Genomic DNA, 26,117 nt, shown 5'->3' on the forward strand with positions numbered 1-26,117 from the left:
GGTAATTTCTAAACACTATATCCATATTGTAACATGAACATTTATATTAGCGAAAGTATTCAATATAAACTTTATGAGTCTACCGTATGGAATTATACATCCTCGTTAGTAGATTGTGCATCTACTGCAGCCTTAAGTTCTGATCTCTTTCTACGCGCCCCATTTTCTCCATGAAAGCGTTGCCAAAGAGCCCCACTCATAACAGCAGTCTCACCGAACTTAGATTCTAAGGAATCCAGTACACCAGCCAGCTTATTTTCGTTTTCATTCCGGGGCGACTCAAAGAGGCTATCCTGCATCGGTACCTCTTCATCGAGACCACTTACGGTAAGACCTAACAAGCGTATAGGGCCTGGTGGATCTATAAAGATAGTCCCTTTAGGTTGTTCGGTCATCTTATCTTGCATGAGCTTATTCCATAAAAGCAGCGCTGTTTCAAAAAACACATGCTCATGGTCTGACGGTGAATCTAATCGTTTCTGCCGCGATACGGTAGTGAAGTCATCATAGCGTACCTTAATCGATACGGTAAGTCCCAAAAGGTTGCGTTTCCGTAACCGTTTTGACAAGCGATTAGCAAAGTATCTGAACTCGAGTTCAATAGCACTGCCATCAACAAGGTCCTCTTCGTAGGTTTCTTCGGCTCCAATGGATTGTATTTTACGATCAGTTTCCACAGGCCGTTCATCAATACCATTTGCCAGTTCCCATATGCGTCGCGCCTGGTTTCCCACAATAGGAATAAGACTACGTTCATCAGGCAATGCTTGAATATGACGCATCAAGTGAAAGCCTCCTGCTTTCAACCGTTTTTCCGTATGAGGACCAACACCCCAAATCCGTTTAATAGGTAATGGAGCCAAAATATCCTTTTCACGACCATAAGGAATCACTACAAGACCATCTGGTTTGTCTAAATCGGAGGCTAGTTTAGCGAGAAATTTATTAGGTGCTAAGCCCGCCGAGATGATAAGCCCAGTCTTCTCATACACACGATCCTTAATGGCACGACCTAACGCTTTAGGCCCACTATACATGGTAGACATACCGCTCACCTCAAGAAAGGCTTCGTCGATAGATAATGGCTCAATGTAGGGAGTGAATTCTTTCATAATAGAAAAAATCTGATGGGATACCTCTTTGTAGCGGTCCATGCGTGGATACACATAGATACCATCAGGGCATAATTTCTTAGCCCTCGAAATGGGCATGGCGGAGTGAACACCGAATTTACGAGCCTCATAAGAGCAGGTAGCAACGACACCACGTGAAGAAAGACCACCCACGATAACGGGGTGGCCTTTATATTCTGGATGATCCAGTTGTTCGATGGACGCGAAGAATGCATCCATATCAACATGCATAATCCAACGTCTCATTGTTACGCTTCTTTTTCGTGCTCAGAAATACGGCAGTATTTAATTTGCGCACAAATGCACTCATCCTTAGATTTATATAATTGAGGGATGATTTCTAGAATGTCGCCAAATGTAGCTTCGTTAATGGAGTAACGTGTCCATAAGCCATTACGTTGAGAGTTAACTACACCTGCATCAATTAAGATTTTCATATGGTAGCTCAACGTAGATTGGGATAAATTGAAGCTAGCTAAAATATCAGCTGCACATAATTCATTGCAAGACAACATGTCGATGATGTGTAATCTTGTTTCATCGCTTAATGCCTTAAAAATCGTCGCTAAACGTTCATAAGAAACTTCAACCATATCTTTAACTCCTCAAATCCGTATCAAAAAATGTCAATCTACTTATGGATACTATTATATACTATTTCTTAATGTAAATCTATTTTTTTCTTTATATTTGTATCTTAATAATTTATTATGAATACCAAATAATTATATATGAGTAAATTTCACCACATTATAAACTAATTTCAGCACGCTATAGGCTATTCGCTATGAATATTTTAAATAAATTTTCATCTCATAGATTTATTTAGTTATACATAAAAATGTATATATAATGGTTTTGTGCAATTATTTTCTATAGAATTTTCGATATAGCGATTTTCTAATAACCATATAGCATACTTCGATATACCGCACTATATTAGCAATCTAAAGGATTAGATATAAACTATACCGATTTTGTGTTCTAATAACTTTCAATACAAAAGACCCCTCATAGAGGGGCCTTATCTGTATAATTCTATAAGTCGATTGTATAGTAGGAAAAACATAGAATTTATAATGATAAATTCTAGTCTCCCCTAGAGCAAACCAATTATACCAAATTAGTATAGCTTAGAATACGTTTACTAAATCGATTGTTTGGTTACGATTAGGACCTACGGATACAATGCCCAAAGGTACACCTGTTACTTCTGCAATGCGTTCTACATATTTGCGAGCATTTTCAGGAAGATCTTCGTATTTGCGGATACCAGAGATATCTGTTTCCCAACCTGGCAATGTTTCGTAAACAGCTTCGCATGCTTCAAGATCTTTCAAGTTAGCTGGGAAACCTTCTACATCTTTACCATTCAATTTATAACCTACGCAGATTTTCAATTCTTTGAAGGAATCAAGGATATCCAAACGTGTAATAGCGAGGTAATCTAAGCTGTTAAGACCTGCAGCGTATTTAACAACCATAAGGTCTAACCAACCACAACGACGAGGACGACCAGTTACAGTACCGAACTCATGACCAAGTTTGCGAAGGTTGTCGCCAGTTTCATCAAGAAGTTCTGTAGGGAATGGACCTGCACCAACGCGTGTTGCGTACGCTTTTACAACGCCGAAGATATTTTTCAAGTAGTTTGGACCAATACCAGCGCCTGTGGAAGCACCACCAGCGATTGGATGAGAGGATGTTACGAATGGATATGTACCATGGTCAAGGTCAAGCATAGTAGCTTGAGCGCCTTCGAATAATACCTTTTTGTCCTCTTGAACCGCTTTAAGAACAGCGATGTTAGTATCTGTTACATATGGTTTCAACGCTTCAGCGTATTTGATGTAATCCGCTAAGATTTCATCATAGTTAACAGGTTCAGCATCATACACCTTAGTAAGCATTTTGTTTTTGAATTCTACATTATATGCTAATTTTTGTTTGAATGTTTCAAGGTCATATAAGTCGCAGATACGGATGCCAATACGGTTAATTTTATCAGCGTAGCAAGGACCGATACCATTTTTAGTAGTACCGATTTTAGCATCACCTTTGGATGCTTCCTCTGCATTATCTAAAGCGATATGATATGGCATGATAACATGCGCACGGTCAGAAATATGAAGGGATTTTGCAGATTTACCTTGTTTTTCAAGGCCTTCGATTTCTTGTAACAATACTTTAGGGTCGATTACAACACCAGTACCAACGATATTTTGTTTGTTATCGTACAAAATGCCGCTTGGTAAAAGGCGAAGAGCAAATGCTTTGTCATCTACCACAACAGTATGACCTGCATTATTACCACCTTGACTGCGCACTACAACGTCTGCACGTTCCGCGATCCAGTCAACGATTTTACCTTTACCCTCGTCACCCCATTGAGTGCCGATAACCATACTTGTTGCCATATCTATATCCTCCATGTGAAAGTCTAAATAATTCACTAACATTATACAACAATGTTCGGACTCTGTGAAAGTATTTATACAAATTCAATCTTTAGTTTCTTTCCAAAAGCATGAGCTATTTTCTGTAATGTTTTTAACGATGGATTACCATTGCCATTTTCAATCTTACTAATATCAGACTGAGTAATACCTGTTAATTCGGATAACTCCATTTGCGTCATATGAGCTGCCAATCGTGCTTCAACTATATTCTGAATAATTTGATACTCATCATCTAATGCATCCCACTCTTTTTTAAACTTCGGATTTTTCAATTGTTTCTCTAAATATTGATCTAACGTTTCCATATTATGTATACCTTTCAATATAATCATTCTTATATTTAACAGCTAATTCTATAGCACTCTTCGGTGTTTTCATAGATTTCTTTACAAAACCATTTGTTAAAACAATTCGCTTTCCCACAAAAAAGAAATACAATATTCTAGAAATATTTGAACCTTGCTTTATTCGTAACTCATAAACCCCATCTTCTAAATATTTAGACTGAGGCTCTCTCAAACGATTGCCATATAATTCAAGTATCTTTAGATCTCGAATTGTTTTAGCTCGCTGCTTATCTGAAAGTTCATTTAAGAATACTTTTGCTGGCTTTTCTCCACTTACAGTTTCATAAAAAACAACAGAAAACGTATCCATCATATTCCTCCTAGTACTAGAAGAAATCTTTACATAAATTATATGTTAAAACATATATTCAGTAAAGATACAGAGATATAGAAATTTAAAGTCTTACTATATCCAATATAAATATCTAGACCCTTAAAGTAAACAAATGGGAGGTGACCAATGGTCACCTCCCATGTATTGACATTTTAACTAGTCAAAGTATTCTATTTTAGTAATTTAATACAACTATATTATCAATGTCTGCCTGTCAATCAAGTGCTATTTAGGCTCTTTTAACCAGAAGCTCATTAAGAGCCCCATTAAACCGACAGGTATCAGTGTCATCAATGCGGTTTGTACGTCATAGATGTCGGCTATATGGCCTACATATGGTGCTACAAGGCCACCTAAGGTAATGCCAAGACCTAGTGTAATACCTGAGGCAAAGCCTGCATTTTTAGCAAGGTATTTTTGACCTAATACCGTAATTGGACCGTATTGTGAGAATACACCAAAGGCCATTGGGATCATGGCGCCGAAAAAGCCCCATATATTAGGCACAAAGATAAAGACTAAAACAGATGGCAAGAAGATAAGATTGCCTAAGCGAACTGTTTTAAGGAAGCCTAATTTATCTGACAACGCCCCGCCCATATAGGTAAGAACAGCGCCCATTGCAAAGTACATCGTTAAAGCTAAACTCGATGCACTGGCTTCTCCGTTAATAACAGTAATGTATAAAATAGGTATAAAGATGGATAGTACAGAGAATAAAATAGATCGAGAAGCAATGACAAAGAATAATTTGCCAAAGCTAACCCAATCGTTAGTGCCACTATTAGTAGATTTAGCAGAGCTTTTACTTTCACCAATAGCATCGGTATCTGTAGAGCTAGTAAAGGCATACACATACAGCAACACGCCAATCAATGCAATTGCCGTGAACAACCAAAGGAATTGACCGCCAAAGACGTACACACCACCAGCAAGGAGTGGGCCCAGTGCAAAACCAGCGCTGCCCCCAACCGCAAATCGTCCCATGGCATTACCAAGTTCATTGGATTGCGTGCGGTTCACGAGAAGAGCCGCCTCAGGATGGAATAGTGCCGCCCCAATCCCTGCAATGAGCGATAGAGCTAATATCATTTCATAGCTCGTTGCCAGTGCAATGGCGCTGATAGAGACTAATGTTACGGTAAAGCCTACAGGAATGAACCACGGCACGCGCCACCGATCCGCCACATAGCCCAAGATAGGCTGCGCCACGGAAGCCACTACGGTGTTACAGAAAATAATGGATGCCGATTGATAGTAATTAAGGCCAAAATTAGCGATAAAGAACGGTATGAGCGCCGCTAGTGAACCTTGTCCAAAGTCATTAATACAGTGAAAAATAGGCGGTCCGTACTTTCGTATGATACGTTTCATATAACCTCCTAATACAATAGCTAATTTTCCCTAAGATACAGAGATGCTTACTAGGAAACTAGCTCGTAATTATCCGTAAAATAGCGGAAATAACAGGTTGCTTTCAAAATAAAAAGGTAGATATAGCCAACAGCCTAATGTATGTGCTATAGGCTTGTTGGTCTATACCTACCCTAGTCTTTCATATGTTATATGGGAAGTACCCTACAATTATAGGCCAAAGCGAGCCATGATTGTATCAACATGTTTTAACAATTTATGAGGATCGAAGCATGCATCGATTTCTTCAGCAGTCATATATTTCTTGATGTTTTCATCAGATTTAAGACCTGTTGCGAAATCTTTGCCTTCAAGCCAGCGTTCCATAGCGTATTTTTGAACCCAACGGTATGCTTCGTCACGTACTGCACCTTTGTCTACAAGGTGAGTCAAAATTGTTTGGCTGAATACAAGGCCGCCTGTAAGGTTGAGGTTTTTAAGCATTGTTTCAGGATATACCAACAATTTATCGATAGTGCGAATTGTAAGGTGAAGCATGTAGTTCAATGCAATTGTTGCATCTGGCAAGATAACACGTTCTACAGAACTGTGGGAAATATCGCGTTCATGCCACAAAGCTTGGTCTTCGTAAGCAGATTGAGCGTAGCCACGAAGCAAGCGAGCCATACCGCAAATTCTTTCACATGTAATAGGATTACGTTTATGAGGCATTGCGGAGGAACCCTTTTGTTTAGGGCTGAAGTATTCTTCTGCTTCGCGCACCTCTGTACGTTGCAAGTGACGGATTTCCAAAGCGATTTTATCTAATGTGCCACCTACAACAGCAATAGTGGACAACAATTCAGCGTGACGGTCACGTTGTACTACTTGCGTAGCGATTTTAACAGGTTCAAGACCTAATTTTTCGCATACGTATTGTTCTACGAATGGATCGATGTTGGAATATGTACCAACGGCGCCGGATAATTTACCAACAGCAACGCTTTTACGAGCATGTTCCATGCGTTCGATGTCGCGTTCTACCTCAGCCATCCACAATGCTAATTTCAAGCCAAATGTAGTTGGTTCGCCGTGAATACCATGTGTACGGCCAATCATAGGTGTGTATTTGAACTCAGCTGCGCGACGACGCAATACTTCGTGCAAGCGTTTCAAATCTTCAATCAAGATGTCGCAAGCTTGTTTCATCATGTAACCAAGCGCTGTATCTTTAACGTCAGTAGATGTAAGGCCAAGGTGGATATATTTAGCCGCTTCAGGACCTACGTATTCGCCTACTGCTGTTACGAAGGAAATGATATCGTGGTTTGTTTCCTTTTCGATTTCATGAATGCGTTCAACGTCGAAATTGCCCTTTTCGCGAATGGCTTTAGCCGCTTCTTTAGGGATAACGCCCAACTCAGCTTGTGCCTCGGATGCCAATGTTTCTACCAATAACATTGTGTCGAACTCGTTGCGTTCGCTCCAAATATGGCCCATTTCTTCTCGTGTATAACGTGGTATCATGATGTCTCCTTTGCATGATAAAAGCTAGATTTCTTATACAATAATTGTACCATATGTGAAAGCTCCATTCAATGAATGGACCTAAATTTTCCGAATGATAATTATATTAAATTTACTAATCGTTCGTATTTATGGATGAAAGCCTCTATATTAAGACCTCTATTTTAATTTTATATAATATAAGACCTCATAGTATATCCCGCTATTTTGCCTCTATGTAATATATACCTAGTTTCTTAACAGTCGATTCCACATAAGACTTTTTTTCAATTCGTATACTTCTATACCTTCATCGATACGCTGAATTCGTTTAATCATTCTTGGATGAGTAATAAATAAACGGCTAAAAAATCCCGTACTTTCACAATCATATAATTCACCATTCTCAAGCATGCCAATTTGGTCAGTCGCTAAACCCAATGAAACGAGGCCATCCCGCAATTCTCGGCCTAAACCAATTGATACAGCGTACGCATCAGCAGCATACTCACGACGACGGCTATCAAAATAATAGGTTATCCACTTTGGTAACTGTAATATATATTCCACCGCTGTAATCATAATAACTATAGCTAATTGAATAATGCGAACTACAATATTAACAATAGGTATAATCGCCAGTATATTCAATGCGAAGTTAAGCAATATTACAAGATTCAAAATCAATTGCCCGAGTCGATCCATGGCATAGGTTATAGTTAAGTAAATGGTGTCGCGATGACGCAAATGACCTAGCTCATGCGCCAAAACGCCTACCAATTGATCCTCACTTAATGCTCGTAAGGCACCTGTATGTATCGTAATATGATTGATTCCCGAAGCAAAGGCATTGATATCCTCATCATTACGCATACGCACAGTTAGTGAATCACGTTTTACCTCACTATAGGCACATAATTTTTCAAATATTGGTTCAAGATAGGCCGATTCTTCTGCACTTGGTTTTCTTTCACCTTGCATCGCATGAGCAATCCAACTAAAAGGCGGCAAAAATAATCCTATAGCCACTATAATAGGCAATGCAACGGCTATAACGATATACACCTCTAACTTATCCGCTAATTGTAGTGGTTTCATAAGCCACGCCCAAGAAAAAGGATATACGTATTGAACTGCGGACTCTAAAATCGGGAAGAAGATAAATACAATAATAACGTTAACAATATAGGTAAGAATAACTTGAATCATACTCTCTCTCTTTATGCACTCATATTCTATGATAACTATACGTTACATCTCATATAGCTACACATTTATTTTCTAAATTATTACATTAGTAAACCTCATATAACTATGGAGTTATACCTTATATAGTAATATAACAATAAATAAATTTACTAATACTGTATCATAGCTGTACATTGTGATATATAATAAACATACAGACTAAATCTACTATGAAAAATAGGGAGGCTTTCATGGCAAATTTAAATCGCAAAGAGCGTCGTGCGCAGCGCAATGAATCGAATACTATAGGCATGCTATTGCGCCTATTCTTTGGACTCAGCTTTATCGGCTTGGCTGTAGTTCTATTTGGAGAGTTTGATCTCAATTATGTGTTCTCTATCTTTACAGCAGATATTATCGTATCCTTAATTTATGTAATACTCAACAAATCTCGCATTACTACATCCTTAGCGGTTAACACCAATGTACGCGTTATCATCGCATTCCTCATCATGCTAGTAACAATGTTCTTCTACGCCTTTGCGTTATGGCGTGTCGATCAATTTAGTGCACCTATGCAAGTTACATTATTTATCGGTGGCACTATCGTATACCTTGCGGTATTCAACTCTACCAAAACGATGCTTACAAACCAGGATTAATAGGATACAGTTTTTCCGTATTAATTATATTCCCATAATAATCTGGTAACCATAAATAACAGGATACAAATAACTAATACTACAAAAATAAAAGAGGCATATCTTACATACATAGTATGTGATATGCCTCTTTATTGTCCCATAACGACAGGGATTGTTAAGGTTTGTATACGTCCAGAGTTGTTGACGATGCTGCCACTGGTTTTAACAATGCGCAACGCCTCTTCCATTACATCAGGCGGCACACCGTCCACCACGATGCGCGGTGTATTCGGAGCAACGATGACACGGCCATCTTCTCCAAAGTTCACCTTCACCGTAACAGTACCTGTCACGGAAGTTCTCGCGCCTTGTTCTTGGACACGACGAAGATAGGCGCTTGGATTAATAGCAGGTTGTCGTAATAATTCTTGCTGGCCTGGTGTTAACAAGCTCCATGCAAGATCTGATAGGAATGATAAGTCAGCTGATTCCGTACGACCATCACCATTGGCATTAGGGTCAGATGTAACATCCTTCCCCATAGGTGCCTCTTTCGGTTTTGATTGTTTATCATGCATTACAACCGCTTGCTCTACGCCAGCCGCTTCAGATTCGATGGCCTTAGGTATAGCCCATTCTCGTCGCTGCTCTTGTGTACTAGCATTTGTATCTAATGTTTTAGTTCGTTCACTTTCATCAGGCGTCACGGACTCCACCATAGGTTGTGACTGAGATTTAGGCTTTGGTTCTGTACGTTCTGGCACAGCCTCTGCAGGTGCTACCTTCTCCTCCGGTTGTGGAGTCGGTTCTGCTACCTCTGCGCTACTTTCACTATCATCAGGCAAATCAAAGCTAATTTCAGCCGCATCATGAGCTGCCCCAGTGCCCGCCATACCTCGCAAGGAAAGACCCATCCCCGATACGAGTATCGTCGTAATACCTAAGGACACGATGAACGGTTTCAAATAATGTGATTCAAACATAGAATCACTTCCGTTCCGTTGCGACGCTAATATATTTAGCGCCATTAACCTTGAGCATATCTAACAGAGCGATAACCTCGCTATAGTATACATCCTTAGATGCACGGATAACAAAGGCTTGTCGCGGTGCTTGTTTAACGATAGACCGCACCTCTTCTGCCAAGCGTTCCGAAGAAATTTCCTGATTATCGATATATAACGTATGCGTTGTAGTTAAGGTAATCGTAATAGGCTCGATAGATTTTGCCGTAGAAGTGGATGCAGATGGCAAATTTAGAGGAATTTGCTGCTCTGTATTCATGTACAGCGTACCCACCATGAAAAATACCAATAAAAAGAATACAATATCGATCATAGGGATAATCATGATTGTCGGTTCTTTTTTAACCCCTAATGTGCGTCGTCTCATATATCATGTTCCTCGTTGTACGCATCGAGGATATTACCACACTCATGCTCTAATGTAGTAATAGAATCGTTGACCTTTGCCGCACAGTAACTGTGAAAGCCAAGTGCAATGATGGCTACGGTCAAGCCTGTCGCCGTTGCTACCAAGGCTTCAGATACCCCGCCCGTAATGATGGTAGGAGCCCCAATATCGCCACCTACGACAGCAAAGGCGCGAATCATGCCAAGCACGGTCCCCAACAAGCCCAATAGTGGAGCCATTGTTACGATCATGCTAAGCCAGCTTAAACCGCGTTTCAAGCGCTCATCTGCATAGGATACGATATCTTGCAAACGATTTTCCAAGCTATTGTAGTTCTTCGCACTGCGAATGGCACGGGCAAACAAAGAGCCGAGCTCCAATGTGTCACGTTCCAACACGCTCGGCAACATAACCCAGCTTTGGTTCTTTTCTAATACCTTATTAAAACGACGCAAGTCCTTTGTAAACTTGCGATATAAAACGATACGCTCAATGCCAATCATCAACGCAAAGAGCAAAAAAATTACTAGCGGATACATTACAAATCCACCAGCCACAAATAAATGCGCTATGCTACTCATACTAACCTCCAAAAGCCGTTACCCTCTAGGCCCCATTAAATTTAATTATATCACGTTTTAAAGCATCTAAAAATATGTATGGGACAAAAAAAGGCTATACTAATAGTGATATATCTATTAGTATAGCCTTTAATGTAAGCTTGATTTAACTATAATCCCGATTTAATTTGACCTAGGAGGTTTGTAATCTCTTACATCCTATTAATCTTTTTTAAGGAATTTCACAAGTATGCCACCAATTGTTAAGGATACGCCAAAACCAGTAAAGAACATACCAAGGGAATACATCCACGCATAGGTTTGATTATTAGAAGAAATCGCTTTAGCTGCCTCTCGTGCATTAGTAGCGTTTCTTGCAATTTCCAAATTCGTTGTAGATGGATCTGGATTTAATAATAGGATAACAATACCTATAATCAAAACAACTATACCAACGGGTAATAACATTTTCTTGCTCATTTAAATATTCCTCTCCTAACATTTCATAACATGGTATATACGATTAGATATTATTTATCGAGTTTGTTCATATCCAAGCGATTTACACTGCCAATGAAGCTATTGTAGGATTCAATCATATCATTGTAATGATCAGCTGTTTGGTCACCTAAGAATGTACGAATTCTACCAATAGTTGTATTTAAATGATTTTTAGCAGAGTTATAGTCCGGACTAGTAATGCTGCTGGACACATCCATGATTCCTTGCAACTCTTGGTTTGCCGCATTTACATCGATTTGCTTGCCTTCTTCAAAGCTATCCAATAATGCAGTTAAACGTAAATGAACTTCTTGAGCAGCAGCTGCATTTTTCTTACCAGAATCCTTAAGTTCTTTCAACTGTTCTTGTTGATTTTCCGTATTATGTTTGTGAATTACAGCGTCTAACTGATTATATGCTGCATAGAATTGATCATATAATTGAACGTATTTAGGTCCTAATTGTTGTTCCTTAGCATAATTATCTGCTTGATATGAATTAGTTTGGTAGTACGTATCCAATTCATTTGCTACTGGTACAATGTCCTTTAATACGGCTAATACGTTATCAAGAGGTTCCTTCATATCATCATATGGTATACCCGCATCTTTAGCGGCTTGTAATTTTTGTTGTAAGCTATCAAACTTTGGTGCCATAAAGCTTGATAAATGTTGACCCTCTCTTAGTTTTTGAATGGAAGGATTAATAGCATATCCAAAGCTTACGGTACCACTGTTAAAATTACCAACTGCTTCAATATACTGATTAAAGACTTGAATGTCTTTTTGCGATGCCTTTTGAGCGCCTTGCTGCACCCCATTGGCAATCTTAGAAAAACTACAACCACTCAAAAATAATGGAGCTGTTAGAGTAGATGCACACAATACGGCTGTTAACATTTTCTTTACTAGTGGTTTCATAATGACCCTCTCATTTAAATCACACACACAAGTAACAGTTTATGATTAAATTATATATCATATATGTTATTTATGAAAGTATCAACCGTATTTTTTATGAAATTTGTTTCATGAATATGCTTTCACAAGCACATAAAAAGGCATAGTATACATCTCCATTGGGGTAAACCCAATAGTAATGTTTATACTATGCCTTTTATGGATACATTTTATAGATCTAGATAAGCATGATAGCTAATCGGAGTGTCTTAATAGATAAGTTATGCCAGCTTATCAAATAGGTATGTAGCTATCTACTTATTTAATGGACTTGTCGAAAACGCCAATTAATTCTTCAACGGCTTGAGATTCGCTCATTTCACCGTCTAAGACGGCAGCTTCCACTTCGCCCATGCGACCTTGAATGACGACATTATTAAAGAATAGGTTGTGCAAGTGTTCGTCAATCATATCGCGTACCCAACGGAGGGATTGTTCTTGACGGCGTTTTAAGAAGACCCCATTTTCTTTACCTTGTTCAGTAAATTCTTGGATCACATCCCACAATTCATCGAGGCCATCCTTTGTAACGGCTGAGCAAGTGTAGGCTTGGGTTTTCCATTTTTCCGTAGCAGGACGAATGTAATGCAACATCCGATCGTAATCGCTACGAGCGATGAGAGCGCGCTTGAGGTTATCCCCATCAGCCTTGTTGACCACAATAGCATCGGCCAGCTCCATAACGCCTTTTTTGATGCCTTGTAATTCATCGCCTGCACCTGTTAATACGATGAGCATAAAGAAGTCTACCATGGAACGCACGGTAACTTCACTTTGCCCAACCCCAACGGTTTCAACGAGAATGATATCGTACCCAGCAGCCTCGCAAAGTAGCATGGTCTCTCTACTTTTACGAGCTACACCGCCTAGTGTACCGCCTGCTGGCGACGGACGAATATACGCGTCAGGATGTTTCGTCAATGTTTCCATCCGCGTTTTATCGCCCAAAATACTGCCCTTTGTAACTTGGCTTGTAGGGTCTACAGCAAGTACGGCTACCTTGTAACCTGCTTCAATGAGCATATTGCCAAAGGCTTCAATAAATGTACTTTTACCGGCCCCAGGCACACCAGTAATACCGATGCGCAACGCCTTGCCCGTGCGAGGCAATATAGCTTGCAATACTTGTTGAGCTAATTTAAAGTGTTCCTTATTATTACTTTCTACTAACGTAATAGCCCGTGAAAGTATAACGCGGTCCCCCTGCTCGATACCGCGTACATAATCAGCGACAGTTAACTTCTTTCGCCGCTGTACGGGACGTACCGACGGAGCCAGATGCGCGGAGCTAGATAAGAGGCCATCGTGCATTTCTTTGACGCCTTTCATTACATGACACGCGAAGGTATCATCCTTTTTCGCATCTTCCGGCACCCAATCGGGACGATAGGTACTACCCTCGGCATTTGCATTTTTTACACCTAATTCAGGGGCCTTACCTTCACCAGTGGTGAAGGTAGCATCCTGAGTCGTATGCAATGCGTCCGGGGTAGGCCGTTTGTTATCAGTCATTAGACTCGTCTTGAACGTGACTAGTCAATGTTTCTAGCAATTTCTTAGCCGCTACAGGCAAGACTGTACCAGGGCCAAAGATAGCCACTGCGCCATGTTCGCGTAGGAATTCATAGTCCTGAGCAGGGATTACGCCACCAATGGCAACCAAAATATCTCCACGACCTCGTTTGTTGAGCTCTTCCACAAGTTGAGGTAACAATGTTTTGTGACCTGCCGCAAGAGAACTGAAGCCGACAATGTGAACGTCATTATCCACCGCATCTTGTGCTGTTTCTTCTGGAGTTTGGAACAAAGGTCCGATATCTACGTCAAAGCCCATATCCGCGAAGGATGTAGCGATAACTTTGGCACCGCGGTCATGACCGTCTTGGCCCATCTTCGCAATCATGATACGAGGGCGACGACCTTCGAGTTCTTCAAAGTCATCCGCCATTTGACGTACTTCTTTGATAACATCGTCATCTTCATATTCACTGGAGTATACACCGGAAATAGAGCGGATAACCGCTTTATGACGGCCGCAAACTTTTTCAACAGCAAAGGAAATTTCACCTAAGGATGCACGAGCACGAGCAGCTTCAAGGGCAAGAGCAAGCAAGTTGCCTTCCCCAGATTCTGTAGCATTGGTAATCGCTTCGAGACAGGATTGAACCTTATCTTCATCACGGTTAGCACGCAATTGTTCGAGACGACGGATTTGCGCTTCTCGTACAGCCGTGTTATCTACGTCGAGGATATCCAATGGATCTTCTTTATCTAGACGATATTTATTGATACCAATAATTGCTTCACGGCCAGAGTCGATACGAGCTTGGCGACGAGCTGCCGCTTCTTCGATACGCATCTTAGGAAGACCAGTATCAATCGCTTTCGCCATACCCCCAAGGGATTCGATTTCTTGGATATGACCCCAAGCACGGCGAATCAATTCATCAGTCAAGGCTTCTACGTAGTAGGAACCGCCCCATGGGTCGATAACTTTACATACCTTAGTTTCATCTTGAATGTAAAGCTGAGTATTACGGGCAATACGAGCAGAGAAGTCCGTAGGCAACGCAATCGCTTCATCAAGCGCATTGGTATGTAGAGATTGCGTATGGCCCAATGCGGCGCCCATCGCTTCCATACATGTACGAGCTACGTTGTTAAATGGATCTTGTTCTGTTAAGGACCAACCAGATGTTTGGCTATGTGTACGAAGAGCCATGGATTTAGGATTTTCAGAACCGAAGCTCTTAATAATCTTAGCCCACAACATACGTGCAGCACGCATTTTCGCTACTTCCATGAAGTAGTTTTTACCGATTGCCCAGAAGAAGGACAACCGTGGAGCGAATTTATCTACGTGAAGGCCTGCATTTACACCGGTACGGATGTATTCAAGACCATCGGCCAAGGTGTAACCTAATTCGATATCTGCCGTAGCGCCTGCTTCTTGCATATGGTAGCCAGAAATGGAGATACTGTTGAACTTAGGCATGTACTGAGATGTGTACGCAAAGATATCACCGATGATGCGCATGGACGTAGCTGGAGGGTAAATATAGGTATTACGTACCATGAATTCTTTCAAGATATCATTTTGGATCGTACCAGCCATAACCTTTTTATCAACACCTTGTTCTTCACCAGCTAGGATGTAGAACGCCATGACAGGCAATACGGCGCCGTTCATTGTCATGGATACGGACATTTGGTCGAGAGGAATACCGGAGAATAGAATTTCCATATCGAGGATGGAGTCTACCGCAACGCCGGCTTTACCAACGTCACCCACTACGCGAGGATGGTCGGAGTCATAACCACGGTGTGTGGCAAGGTCAAAGGCGATAGACAAACCTTTTTGGCCTGCTGCTAAGTTACGACGGTAGAATGCATTGGATTCTTCGGCTGTGGAGAAACCAGCGTACTGACGTACTGTCCAAGGACGAGTTACGTACATTGTGGAATAAGGTCCACGCAAGAATGGAGGTACACCAGCCATGTAGTCAAGGTGTGTCATTCCTTCATAATCCATCTCTGTGTAGAGAGGTTTTAGTTGGATTTGCTCCATTGTCGTATTATATAAATCTTCAAAGCTTTTTCCTGTTTCTTTTTGAAGTTCAGCAAGCCATGCATCGCGAGATGTCGGCGACTGAGATCCCAAGCCAAGAGAGGAGAAGTCTGGATTTTTAAACATGAGCTCACATCCCTTTCTTATCTTGTAACGTATGTAAGATTTCGTAGCAATTTGCACGAACGGAAATGAAGTCGTCTACGCCAGCTTCACGGTATACAGGCTCAAGGTCCTTAGGAGGTGCCCCTGCCAAAATAACTGTTACATTCGGCATAGTTTCTTTCAACTCTTTAGCGAGTGGTGGTACTAATTCTGGATATGTATCATCTGTGGAACAGATAACCACAACATCAGCACCACTTTCACGAGCAGCCTTCGCCGCATCAGCCGTTGTTTCATGGCCATCATTTTTAATAACTTCAAAAGCACCTACTTCGAAGAAGCCTGTGGAGAAGTCCGCACGAGGTTTATGTTGAGGAATTGGGCCCATATTAGCCAAGAATACCTTCACATTGTCTTTCGTACGTTGTTTATACGCTTCCGTGCGCATGCGAAGTGCTTCGAATTGTTCAGTCCAGCGATGTGCTGTAATTGGTTCGATTGTTTCAGAAGCAATATCGCCGGCATCTAAAGCCTTACGGATTTGACGGATTGTCAATTTTTGTAATGCCCCAAGTTCGATGAGGCCAATCAACGCACCTGGTTCTGTTGTACTTGCTTCTAGAGTAGCCTGTGCTTTCACAACCGCATCAGCCTCTGCACCTGCCAAGTACTCATCGATTTGAGCAGCTCGTTTTTGACGCAATGTTTCTTGATTTTCTGGTTTTGGATCAAGCAATTCTTCCGTCATATTCGCATACATGTTGTTACCAACTGCAACGTCCTTACGGAATGCAAGGTTCTTGAAGCGTTCATCGAGGATGGCTTTCACTTGAGCTTGAGGATAGCCTTCTTTCAAGGCTGCAATAATGCCGCCTTTAGACTCAATGGTTTGGAACTCAGCCCAGATTTTTTCACATAGTTCAGCAGCCAATGTTTCCACATACCAGGAACCGCCTACAGGGTCCACAGGTTGGCGCAACTCAAATTCAGTTTGCAACATAACTTGGATGTTACGGGCAATACGGCGAGAGAAATCGTCCGCTTTGCGAATTGGTTGGTCAAATGGAGATACTTCAAGGCTGTTCAAACCGCCTACGACGCCAGAGAATGCTTGTGTTGTATTGCGCAACAAGTTTACATATGGGTCGTATACAGTTTTTGTGAAAGCAGATGTTCTGCCGTGTACATGAACGGCGCGGTCCGCTTCTTCGGCACCGAAAGCTTCCATAATGCGAGCCCAAAGTACGCGCAAGGCACGTAATTTAGCAATTTCCATAAAGAAGTTAGCACCTAGAGAGAATGTGAACATCATGCTCTTAGCGATAGTGTGAATATCGATGTTGCGTTGTGCTAATTGACGCACGTAGCATACAGCCGTTGCCAATGCATAAGCAACCTCTTGCACATCGTTAGCGCCGCCATTAGCGTATACATCGCCGGATACAAGCACTGTTTTAAGCTCTGGTGCCTGTTCTTTAGCCCATACAACAGTATGTGCCATTTCATCAAAGGCTGTATCTAAGGAAATGTGCAAAGCACCGTCTTTCGCCATAACGCCGATAGGGTCAGCACCAACGAGACCTTTCAAGTCAGACGTTTGTTTTTTAGCGCCTTTCACTGTAGCCGCTAACATACCAAGCAAGATGGCTGCAGAAGCACCAGTTTCAATGTACAAAGGGTTTTCCTTCAAATTGAAGCGGTCGATTAATTGTTTGCAGTCATCCATGGTGGATACAGATGTACCACCAACGCCAACAGATGCGCCTACTTGCACGTCTTGATCATGACGTGTTGCTTCATCGAGGCGGATATTGTGAATAGTGCCACCTTTTACAATCTCGTATAAACTTGCATGATTAGCATCTTTAGGCAAAGAGTCATCTACATATTGGGATACACCCCAAGAGTCTTTAATATAACCACTTGCCTTAGTGCCACGTAAGAACTCACCTGCCCCAGGGTATACGCCCTTTGGAATTGCTTCTGCATGCAATGCAGGTGTGTAAATCGGCTGCAACGTAATACCTTCATAGGTTTTCGTGAACATCTTCTTGTGGAAGTCGCCACCCTTTAACGCCTTTTCAACCTCTGCCTGCCATTGTTCATACGTAGGTTTCTCAAATTCATCAAAGGATACAGGAGCTAATAGATCGCGTTCAGCATCCTTTGAAGTCTTTTTGTCAGACATATATGTGCCTCCTTTTCAACTCGAAACCATACCGAGAAACAGCGCACCGTACCTACAATTGTTATGCTTATACACCACCAAAGCTTTCCTATCTATAGATCACATCAACCTCAAATCTGTGTCCATCAGTTTACTAACAATAAAGCCTGATGTATATGCTCAACAGTCACTTTCAAGGGCAACAAAAAACGTGCCACCCAAAAGTGACACGTAAGGTTCCTTGTTGAAAAGTATGCCAAAAAAACACTGAAACCAGCATACCTCAATCCCCTTCCTATCGCTCGTAGGTACATAACGGTGATTATCAAATAGGCAGTTCTCCTGGCTCGGGCTCATCGCCTTGCTTTCGCCTTCCCAGATTGCTCCAGTGACATTTTTGAAAGCAGGCTCGTCCTTACAGTGGCGGGACCGCATCGGCTTGTACCGATTTCTCTATTAAGTCTTGCGACACCTATTCTCTATATTCGTTGTTCTAAGTCCAATATAGTGTAAGATTATGCACAAAGTCAATGAACATAACAGTTAATCATAAGTATCAAATTTCAGGTTATAACTAATGCATATTTAAAATGACAAAAACTCATCACTTTCAAATATACGTATTCATTGTCTGCAAATCGAGTTATAAATCGAGTACAAATCATCATAAAATCTAAGCCCACGCACAAACACACCCACAATGCGTGATATAATGAATACAATCACAAGGAGGCATTATGGAGCACACAAGTAAAAAAGGTCTAATGACAGCCCTTAGTTGCTATATCATCTGGGGCTTACTCCCTCTCTATTGGGCATTATTAAACCATGTTACACCATATAATATACTGGCGCAGCGCATTATCTGGTCAGGCATCTGCATGGCCATCGTCGTATTTGGTCTACATTTTAAACAGTTCAAAAAGGACTTTCAATTACTAAAAGAACAGCGTTCACAACTATTGCTACTGTTGGTAGCATCAGTTATCATCAGCGTAAATTGGTTTACCTATATTTGGGCCATCGCCAACAATCAAGTTATGGACACGAGCCTTGGCTATTATATCAACCCACTCTTTAATGTAGTGTTAGGTGTCATCCTATTTAAAGAGGTCCTATCTGTACCGAAAAAGCTAAGCGTCCTCATCGCTACCATCGGTATCGCCTTGCTCACCTATCAAGTGGGATCCTTGCCGTTAGTGTCGATGATCCTTGCCGTTTCCTTTGGCCTCTATGGGGTCGTAAAAAAGAAACTGCTCATCTCGCCCTTTACGAGCATCGCCTTTGAGGCTTGGCTATTAACACCACTAGCCTTACTATATACGACCATGGTCGATAATACAGTGTGGTCCTATTTCAGCACAGACTGGTATACGTCCATGCTACTCATAGCCTGCGGTCTAACAACATCGGTTCCATTGGTGCTATTCTCCTATGGCGCCCAACTATTGCCGCTCAACCTACTAGGATTCCTGCAATATGTCTCCCCTACCATTGCCTTGTTGCTAGCTATTTTCTACTTTGGTGAAAACTTTGGCACACCACAGATGATTGCCTTCGGTTGTATCTGGATAGCCTTAGTGTTGTTCTCATTGTCAAATCAAATTACAACCATTAGAAAAATGTAGTTAAGTACAAGAGCGCGTATACTATCCGCATTCAATCTCACAAGAGATTTTAGCAACTATATCTAGCCTATAAACCCATAAAAGCTGTATCAAATGATATTCTCATTCGATACAGCTTTCTTTTTATATCTTATATATGCCTATTAATTTATCACACTATTCTTCTAGCTTGCTTATTGATCCAATTCATTCATATTGGTGGTATTCATATTGGAAATGTAACGGTTATAGGCCTCAACCATATGTTTATAATCGTTATCTTGTTTGGATCCCATATAGGTACGGATCGCACCAATCGTAGAGTTTACAGAGGTCTTAACAGGGTCATACTTAGGGCTAGAAATCCCATTTGCTAAATCACCAATAGCTTGTAGCTCTTGATTGATCGCATTTACATCTGGTTCTTTTTCACTATCTAGCTTTTCTAAGACTGCAGTAAGTCGCAAAGAAACCTCTTGTGCAGCGGCTGCATTTTTCTTACCTGCATCGCGCAATTGTTGTAACCGTTGTTGCAATCGGTCCGTGTTAATCTTATGCATTAAATTATCAAAGTCAGCATAAATAGGAATAAATTGTTCGTATAACTGAACATATTTAGGACCTAATTGTTGCTCCTTAGCATAGTTATCTGTAGTATACCCTTTAGATTTATAGTATGCATCGAGCTCTTCCGCAACCGGTGTTATTTCGTTCAATTTTGAAAGTAGCTTATCTAAAGGCTCTTTCATTTCATCATAAGGAACACCTGCTTGCTTAGCCTCTTCTAATTCTTTTTGTAGCTGTTTAAAGTTTGGTGCATTAAATACAGTTAAATGCTGCCCCGCTTTTAACTCATTAAGAGTTGGCCTATTTGCATAATCAAACATTACAGCCATGCGATTAAATCGGCTTATGGCTTTTACATATTGATTAAATAACTGCACCTGATCCTGCTCAGACCGCTGTGCAATTTCCTTGCGACTCTGTTCAGTGCCCTGCCATAATTCTGACATACTACAACCGCTCAACAATAAGGGGGATGTCAATGTAGCCGCACACAACACAGCCATTGCAATCCGTTTACCCAATGGTTTCATGATGAATTCTCTCCTTTCATCAATATACAACCCAATTTATATACCTTAATTATATACTAATATAATTTATATAAATAGAATTAATGCACGCAACGCATACATCTAGTTTGTCAAGTGACTAATAGAGTCAGAGGTGACCAATGGTCACCCCTGTTTTCTGTTATATACGGTTAGACTATAAATAAGAATATATAACTCCTAACAATTGTATTATACGTGTACACGTGTTACCATAAAAGGAGAGCATATGAAAGATAAAGATCTACTAAAACTGCTACTCAAAAACGGCTGGAAGGATGTACGGCAACGCGGCAGTCATCATCGTTTGAAAAAGGATAATCAAGTTGAAGTGATTGCCGTACATGGAAAAGATGTACCTGTCGGCTTATTAAATGCAATTTTAAAACGTACAGGACTAAAATGAGGAGGATCTATGAAATTTATATACCCTGCTATAATCCATGATGATGCTGATGGTTTCTGGGCTGAGTTTCCAGACTTAGAATATACTAGCAGTACTGGCTCAACGCTAACAGAGCTCGTAACTAATGCGCAAGAGGCTATGGAATTGTATATTTTAGGAGCTTTAGAAGATGGAGAAAGCTTACCTACACCTACATCTATTCGCAACTTACCTTGTACGGATACAACGTATCCTACATTAGTGCAAACAGATATTGATTTAGCTAAAAATAGTAAATCCGTAAAGAAAACCTTAACAATTCCTGCCTGGCTAAATGATCGAGCGCTAGCTAAAGGAATTAATTTTTCTCAACTTTTACAAGAAGCATTAGTAGAAAAAACAATGTAAATATAAATTTACATCATCAATTGCTCAGCAAAATTAGGACTATTGTCCACGCAATAACTGCTAAGGTGAGTAATATGATACAAAGCATCCACAGGATTGTTACGAAATAGAGCAATAATTTTAGTACATATAGCACATCAAACCATATGCTATGGCAATCTTCTAATCGCGCCATAAATTCGGAGAGATGACGCACAAAAAATGGAACTTTCACATTAGGATTTAGCTTTTTCCAGTACAGCATAATATACGGTGTTACAAAACATCCTACAAATACTAAGTATGTAAGGAATAGAGGTGTTTCTATATTATGTTGGGACATAAACCCTGACCAGTCTACGACCATTAGACCACCAAGGTATAGAAAAACAAACCAATATATAAATCCTATCGCCTTTATAATAAGGCGAATCATCTGTTTCACAGCCATACCTATAATCCTACTAATGTTTTAAATCGCGCATTATTGTGAAAGCGTTCGAAATGGTCTTGTTCAGCAGCTACGGCTTTCACAGATGGATCAATTGTAATCGCTTTTTCAAGCCAATCAAGGGCCTTCGTATCATCCCCTTGGTCTGCATAAATGGTAGCAATACCGTACACAGACCAGGTGTTACGAGGGTCCTTTTCTAATACCTTTTCAAACCATTGTTTAGACTCATTTAATTGGCCTTGTAATTTGTACACCATGGCCATGTTGTAGTAATTCGCTACATTATTAGGATCTAAATCATATGATTTTTTAGTATCTACTAAACCTTTAGCGGTATCACCATTTAACGCCGTAGCGAAGCCACGGATGGAGTACGCCTCTGCATTATTAGGATTATCCTTAATAGAAGCTGATGCTTCCTCGATGGTTTTAGCATAATCGCCAGAGGATAGAGCCTGCTTAGCTGCCATTACATGAGCATCTTGGCCTTGATCTGTTTTAGCTTGTTCATTAGCTGTTGTAGGTTTAGTGTTTTCCTGAGTCTTAGTGTCCGTGCCACAACCTAATAGGCTAAGCAAACATATACATAATAGAATATATTTCATACCATACCTCTATATTATCTATATATACAACCACATTATGTCGTATATATTCATTATTTAATATGATGACAATATGTAGTAGTAACTTATAATTTATTAAATACATTACAATTATACCAAAACTATATACAAAAAAGGACGAGCCGCAACTCGTCCTTTTTCGTTATATGGTAGGTAATGTTATAAATCTTATTTTTTTGCTTTAGAGCAACGGTCTAATAGGAATGCAACGCCTACGAATGGGATTCCACCGCTTTCACCAAGGCCAATTTCACATGTGGAACTGGAGCTTACGCCTAGTGTTGCGCCGTATTCAGCAATTTCACCAGCAAGGTCTTTTGTAGCAGCTTTGTTAAGTTCTGGTGTGAAGAAACCTTTTTGACCAGCAAAGCCGTCGCATGCGAAGGATTTAATGTTGAATACATGGTCTGTACATAGACGAGCCAAGTCTTCAATGTATTGGGATTTATTCAAAGATTTAATCTTACATTGTTTGTGTACGATTACGCGTTCATCGCATTTTTCAATATCGAGATGAGGTACTACGTATTTGCACAAGAATTCAGAAATATCGTTGATTTCTAAGTCTGGCATGTGTTTGAACGCATGGTTAAAGCATGCACTATGGTCAATCACAATTGGATATTTACCATTTTGAGATGCTTTCATCAATGCATCGTGCAAGTCCTTAACAGCACGTTCGTGAACGTCATCGTAGTTTTCAAAGCTCAAACCACAGCAGAGGTTTTCGATATGTTGAGGATAAATAATATCGATATGAGCCTTGTTGCAGAGGCTTTCTACAACTTGTTGTAAGCTGCGATCATCGTCATAACCTTGGTTTGGTTTGAATGCGCGGTTCGCACAAGTACTGAAGTATACAACCTTTTCAAAGTTAGTAGGTTTAATGCGGTTTTTCAATTTATAGCGATTAGCCTTAGGAGTTGTTTTAGGTACATATGGTGTAACACCTGTTACGCCATGTAAGCCTTCAGTAATCTTAGAAATCGCTTTTTGTGTAATGATAGAGCCTGCAATGCCTTCAAGACTTACACCAGCACGGCACATTTGAAGTGTTGTGGAGAAGTTATCGTAGATTTTCTTAGCCAATTCTGGTGCAGGTGGATCGATGCGGCGCATGGACAATGCGATTTGAGCAGTATCGATGCTGAGTGGGCAAAGACCTTTACACATAGAGCAAGCAGCACAAGTATCTACGCCGAAGTATTCGTAACCTTTTCTAAGTTCAGATGCCAATGTGAAGTTGCCTTCGTTTTCAAGGCGTTTAGTTTCACGCAACAATGCGATACGTTGACGTGGAGTCAATGTTAAGTTACGGCTTGGACAATGTTTTTCACAGAAACCGCATTCCATACAGATTGTGAAAGCATCATCGATAACGCATTGAGCTTTAAGATTTTTCTTGTACACATCTGGGTCATCAGTAATCATAACATCAGGGTTCAAGATGCGTTCAGGGTCAAAGATGGCTTTGATGCGACGGTTAATTTCGTACGCTTTTTTGCCCCATTCCATTTCAACGAATGGTGCTACCATGCGGCCTGTACCATGTTCGGCTTTCAAAGAACCACCGAAACCAGATACGCGTTCAGACATTTCTTTTACCAAGTCGCCGAAGTTCTTAGTATCTTTAGGGTCGCTGAAGTCAGGTGTAATGTTAAAGTGAACGTTACCAGACAAAGCATGACCGAAGATTACGCCACCGTCTACGAAATCGTATTTGTGGAATAATTCAGTAAGCATTTCAATGCCTTTAGTGAAGTCTTCGATTTGGAAGCAAACGTCTTCTGTGATAACAGTAGTACCTTTTCTACGTTGACCACCAACGATTGGCAAGATACCTTTACGGATAGCCCACCAAGAATCGTATTCCTTAGGATCTTGAGAATAAAGACTTGGGATAGCTGTTGGGATGTCTTTCAATTTATCTTTAATGAAAGCTAAATTTTCATCTACAGTTTCTTTGGAGTAGCTTTCAGTTTGGAACAAGATAGCGCTTGTACCTTCTGGCACTTCACGAACGAAGTCTGGTACATTTTCAAGAGTTTGAACGGCTTTCAAGGATTGATAGTCCATCATTTCTGCAGCTACAACCTTATCGCGGCCCATATTAGCCAAGGCCACAACGGCCAAGGATGCATCGTTCAATGTTTTGAAGAACATGAGACCGCAACCTTTATGAGGTACGTCTTCAACAGTGTTGTACACGATTTCAGATACGAAGCCCAATGTACCTTCAGAACCGATAAACAAGTGATTGATGATGTCGATGATGTCTTCGAAATCAACAAGGGAGTTCAAGCCATAGCCTGTAGTATTTTTGATTTTGTATTTGTGATGAATCAAATGAGTCAATTCTTCGTCGGCTAAGATTTCTTTGCGCAATTGCAAGATTTCTTCTACCATTTGAGGTTTTTCACGAAGGAATTGTTCAATGGATTTTTTATCGGATGTATCAAGAACAGTACCATCTAGTAATACAACGCGGATGGAACGGATTGTTTTATAAGAGTTTTGAGCCGTACCACAGCACATACCAGAGGAGTTATTGTTCAAAATACCGCCTACTAATGCTGTTGCAAGAGTAGCAGGATCTGGACCGATTTTGCGGTTGTATGGTTTCAACAAATCGTTGGCATCAGAACCGATAACACCACATTCGCATTTTAAAGCCTTGCCATCGTCGATAACTTCCATTTTTTTGAAGCCATCATTACATACGATGAGCACATCTTCACTGGAACATTGACCAGACAAAGAAGAACCAGCTGCACGGAATGTAAATGGTGTACCACATTGTTGGCACAAACGAATAAGGCGTCTTACTTCGCGTTCATCTTCAGCCTTTACAACAACCTTTGGTAAATAGCTATAGCAGGACGCGTCAACACCATATGCATAACGACGTAAATGATCGGTATATACACGATCTTTACAAATCTCTTTTGCCTCCTTGGCAAAACGTTCATAATCTCTAGTAAGCGTACTCACTTATATTTCCTCCTATCCTCTCTTAAGGAATTCGTCTTATATTGTCATATAATTAGTATACGCCGTTCTCATTCTCACTACTATAATTATGCATAAATTATATGTCTCCTAACAATTCTCGATATGCACTGTGTTTTTATTTCTTTACTTGAAAGTGCATCTCAATAGCATTATCATATACTCATTTCTTCACATGTTAAAATAAAAATATTTTATTTATCTAGCTAATTCATAATGCTACAACAAACTAATGCTAAACATCCCTTAAAACGTGAGTTGCACTGCATATAATTCTATAGGAAATAGTTTGCAAAA

At 40.5% G+C, this 26,117-nt stretch carries 23 protein-coding genes and 1 riboswitch; of the genes, 4 read left to right on the top strand and 19 right to left on the bottom strand.

From position 1 onward, the window contains the following. Positions 1-92 precede the first annotated feature (92 nt). The 8 genes from dinB to ACSV5T_RS07075 form a co-directional block, all read right to left on the bottom strand. Positions 93-1,379, bottom strand: a complete 1,287-nt coding sequence (gene dinB, locus ACSV5T_RS07040; protein WP_438320639.1) for a DNA polymerase IV — start codon at positions 1,377-1,379, stop codon at positions 93-95. 2 nt (positions 1,380-1,381) lie between these two features. Next, positions 1,382-1,726, bottom strand: a complete 345-nt coding sequence (locus ACSV5T_RS07045) for an ArsR/SmtB family transcription factor (protein ID WP_009352539.1) — start codon at positions 1,724-1,726, stop codon at positions 1,382-1,384. A gap of 540 nt (positions 1,727-2,266) precedes the next feature. Continuing rightward, entirely contained in the window at positions 2,267-3,550 is a 1,284-nt protein-coding gene (locus ACSV5T_RS07050) for an adenylosuccinate synthase (protein WP_438320640.1), read from the bottom strand. A 74-nt stretch (positions 3,551-3,624) separates the two neighbouring features. Further along, positions 3,625-3,897: a helix-turn-helix domain-containing protein gene (locus ACSV5T_RS07055; protein ID WP_325191985.1), complete on the bottom strand. Its 273-nt coding sequence runs from the start codon at positions 3,895-3,897 to the stop codon at positions 3,625-3,627. A 1-nt stretch (position 3,898) separates the two neighbouring features. Next, positions 3,899-4,252 carry a type II toxin-antitoxin system RelE/ParE family toxin gene (locus ACSV5T_RS07060; protein ID WP_438320641.1) on the bottom strand — a complete coding sequence of 118 codons (354 nt, stop codon included), beginning with the start codon at positions 4,250-4,252 and terminating at the stop codon, positions 3,899-3,901. Between the two features lie 246 nt (positions 4,253-4,498). After that, positions 4,499-5,647: an MFS transporter gene (locus ACSV5T_RS07065; protein WP_438320642.1), complete on the bottom strand. Its 1,149-nt coding sequence runs from the start codon at positions 5,645-5,647 to the stop codon at positions 4,499-4,501. 210 nt (positions 5,648-5,857) lie between these two features. Then, positions 5,858-7,153, bottom strand: a complete 1,296-nt coding sequence (gene purB / locus ACSV5T_RS07070; RefSeq protein ID WP_005385009.1) for an adenylosuccinate lyase — start codon at positions 7,151-7,153, stop codon at positions 5,858-5,860. 228 nt (positions 7,154-7,381) lie between these two features. Next, entirely contained in the window at positions 7,382-8,341 is a 960-nt protein-coding gene (locus ACSV5T_RS07075) for a M48 family metalloprotease (RefSeq protein WP_295868291.1), read from the bottom strand. A gap of 230 nt (positions 8,342-8,571) precedes the next feature. Between ACSV5T_RS07075 and ACSV5T_RS07080 the strand changes: the two genes are divergently transcribed. Further along, positions 8,572-8,982: a CAAX protease gene (locus tag ACSV5T_RS07080; protein WP_295868287.1), complete on the top strand. Its 411-nt coding sequence runs from the start codon at positions 8,572-8,574 to the stop codon at positions 8,980-8,982. A 131-nt stretch (positions 8,983-9,113) separates the two neighbouring features. Here ACSV5T_RS07080 and ACSV5T_RS07085 read toward each other — a convergent pair whose 3' ends face one another. The 8 genes from ACSV5T_RS07085 to ACSV5T_RS07120 form a co-directional block, all read right to left on the bottom strand. Beyond that, positions 9,114-9,947, bottom strand: coding sequence for a hypothetical protein (locus ACSV5T_RS07085; protein ID WP_295868285.1), 834 nt, complete (start codon positions 9,945-9,947; stop codon positions 9,114-9,116). 4 nt (positions 9,948-9,951) lie between these two features. After that, on the bottom strand, positions 9,952-10,356 hold the full coding sequence (locus ACSV5T_RS07090) for an ExbD/TolR family protein (protein WP_005385002.1): 405 nt from the start codon (positions 10,354-10,356) through the stop codon (positions 9,952-9,954). Then, positions 10,353-10,958, bottom strand: coding sequence for a MotA/TolQ/ExbB proton channel family protein (locus ACSV5T_RS07095; RefSeq protein ID WP_295199361.1), 606 nt, complete (start codon positions 10,956-10,958; stop codon positions 10,353-10,355). Before ACSV5T_RS07095 ends, ACSV5T_RS07090 begins: the two co-directional genes overlap by 4 nt. Before the next feature lie 201 nt (positions 10,959-11,159). Then, a complete protein-coding gene (locus ACSV5T_RS07100; protein ID WP_438320645.1) occupies positions 11,160-11,417 on the bottom strand; it encodes a hypothetical protein in 258 nt (85 codons plus the stop codon). Between the two features lie 50 nt (positions 11,418-11,467). Continuing rightward, the gene (locus ACSV5T_RS07105) at positions 11,468-12,358 is read right to left on the bottom strand and encodes a DUF3829 domain-containing protein (protein WP_438320646.1); all 891 of its coding nucleotides are present in this window, start codon (positions 12,356-12,358) and stop codon (positions 11,468-11,470) included. A 297-nt stretch (positions 12,359-12,655) separates the two neighbouring features. Further along, complete coding sequence (gene meaB, locus ACSV5T_RS07110; RefSeq protein ID WP_119206364.1) at positions 12,656-13,909, bottom strand: methylmalonyl Co-A mutase-associated GTPase MeaB; 1,254 nt, start codon at positions 13,907-13,909, stop codon at positions 12,656-12,658. After that, positions 13,902-16,091, bottom strand: coding sequence for a methylmalonyl-CoA mutase (scpA, locus tag ACSV5T_RS07115; RefSeq protein ID WP_295230905.1), 2,190 nt, complete (start codon positions 16,089-16,091; stop codon positions 13,902-13,904). The genes meaB and scpA overlap by 8 nt, the downstream gene beginning before the upstream one ends. A 4-nt stretch (positions 16,092-16,095) precedes the next feature. Then, positions 16,096-18,258, bottom strand: coding sequence for a methylmalonyl-CoA mutase family protein (locus tag ACSV5T_RS07120; protein ID WP_438320647.1), 2,163 nt, complete (start codon positions 18,256-18,258; stop codon positions 16,096-16,098). Positions 18,259-18,552: 294 nt separating this feature from the next. Beyond that, positions 18,553-18,728: riboswitch (cobalamin riboswitch) on the bottom strand. Between the two features lie 246 nt (positions 18,729-18,974). Between ACSV5T_RS07120 and rarD the strand changes: the two genes are divergently transcribed. Then, positions 18,975-19,865: an EamA family transporter RarD gene (gene rarD, locus ACSV5T_RS07125; RefSeq protein ID WP_438320648.1), complete on the top strand. Its 891-nt coding sequence runs from the start codon at positions 18,975-18,977 to the stop codon at positions 19,863-19,865. 173 nt (positions 19,866-20,038) lie between these two features. On the opposite strand, the gene ACSV5T_RS07130 is transcribed toward rarD, so the two are convergent. Then, entirely contained in the window at positions 20,039-20,941 is a 903-nt protein-coding gene (locus tag ACSV5T_RS07130) for a DUF3829 domain-containing protein (RefSeq protein ID WP_105089931.1), read from the bottom strand. A 247-nt stretch (positions 20,942-21,188) separates the two neighbouring features. On the opposite strand from ACSV5T_RS07130, the gene ACSV5T_RS07135 reads away from it, so the two are divergent. Both ACSV5T_RS07135 and ACSV5T_RS07140 read left to right on the top strand, forming a co-directional pair. Next, positions 21,189-21,365, top strand: coding sequence for a type II toxin-antitoxin system HicA family toxin (locus ACSV5T_RS07135; protein ID WP_005384986.1), 177 nt, complete (start codon positions 21,189-21,191; stop codon positions 21,363-21,365). A gap of 9 nt (positions 21,366-21,374) precedes the next feature. Further along, a complete protein-coding gene (locus tag ACSV5T_RS07140; protein WP_005384984.1) occupies positions 21,375-21,752 on the top strand; it encodes a type II toxin-antitoxin system HicB family antitoxin in 378 nt (125 codons plus the stop codon). A gap of 432 nt (positions 21,753-22,184) precedes the next feature. Here ACSV5T_RS07140 and ACSV5T_RS07145 read toward each other — a convergent pair whose 3' ends face one another. Beyond that, positions 22,185-22,790: a tetratricopeptide repeat protein gene (locus ACSV5T_RS07145; RefSeq protein ID WP_438320649.1), complete on the bottom strand. Its 606-nt coding sequence runs from the start codon at positions 22,788-22,790 to the stop codon at positions 22,185-22,187. Positions 22,791-22,979: 189 nt separating this feature from the next. After that, positions 22,980-25,802, bottom strand: coding sequence for an FAD-binding and (Fe-S)-binding domain-containing protein (locus ACSV5T_RS07150; RefSeq protein WP_316706848.1), 2,823 nt, complete (start codon positions 25,800-25,802; stop codon positions 22,980-22,982). Positions 25,803-26,117: the final 315 nt, after the last annotated feature.

This window comes from Veillonella sp. ZSJB6 (assembly GCF_051549505.1).
Taxonomy (GTDB): Bacteria; Bacillota; Negativicutes; order Veillonellales; family Veillonellaceae; genus Veillonella.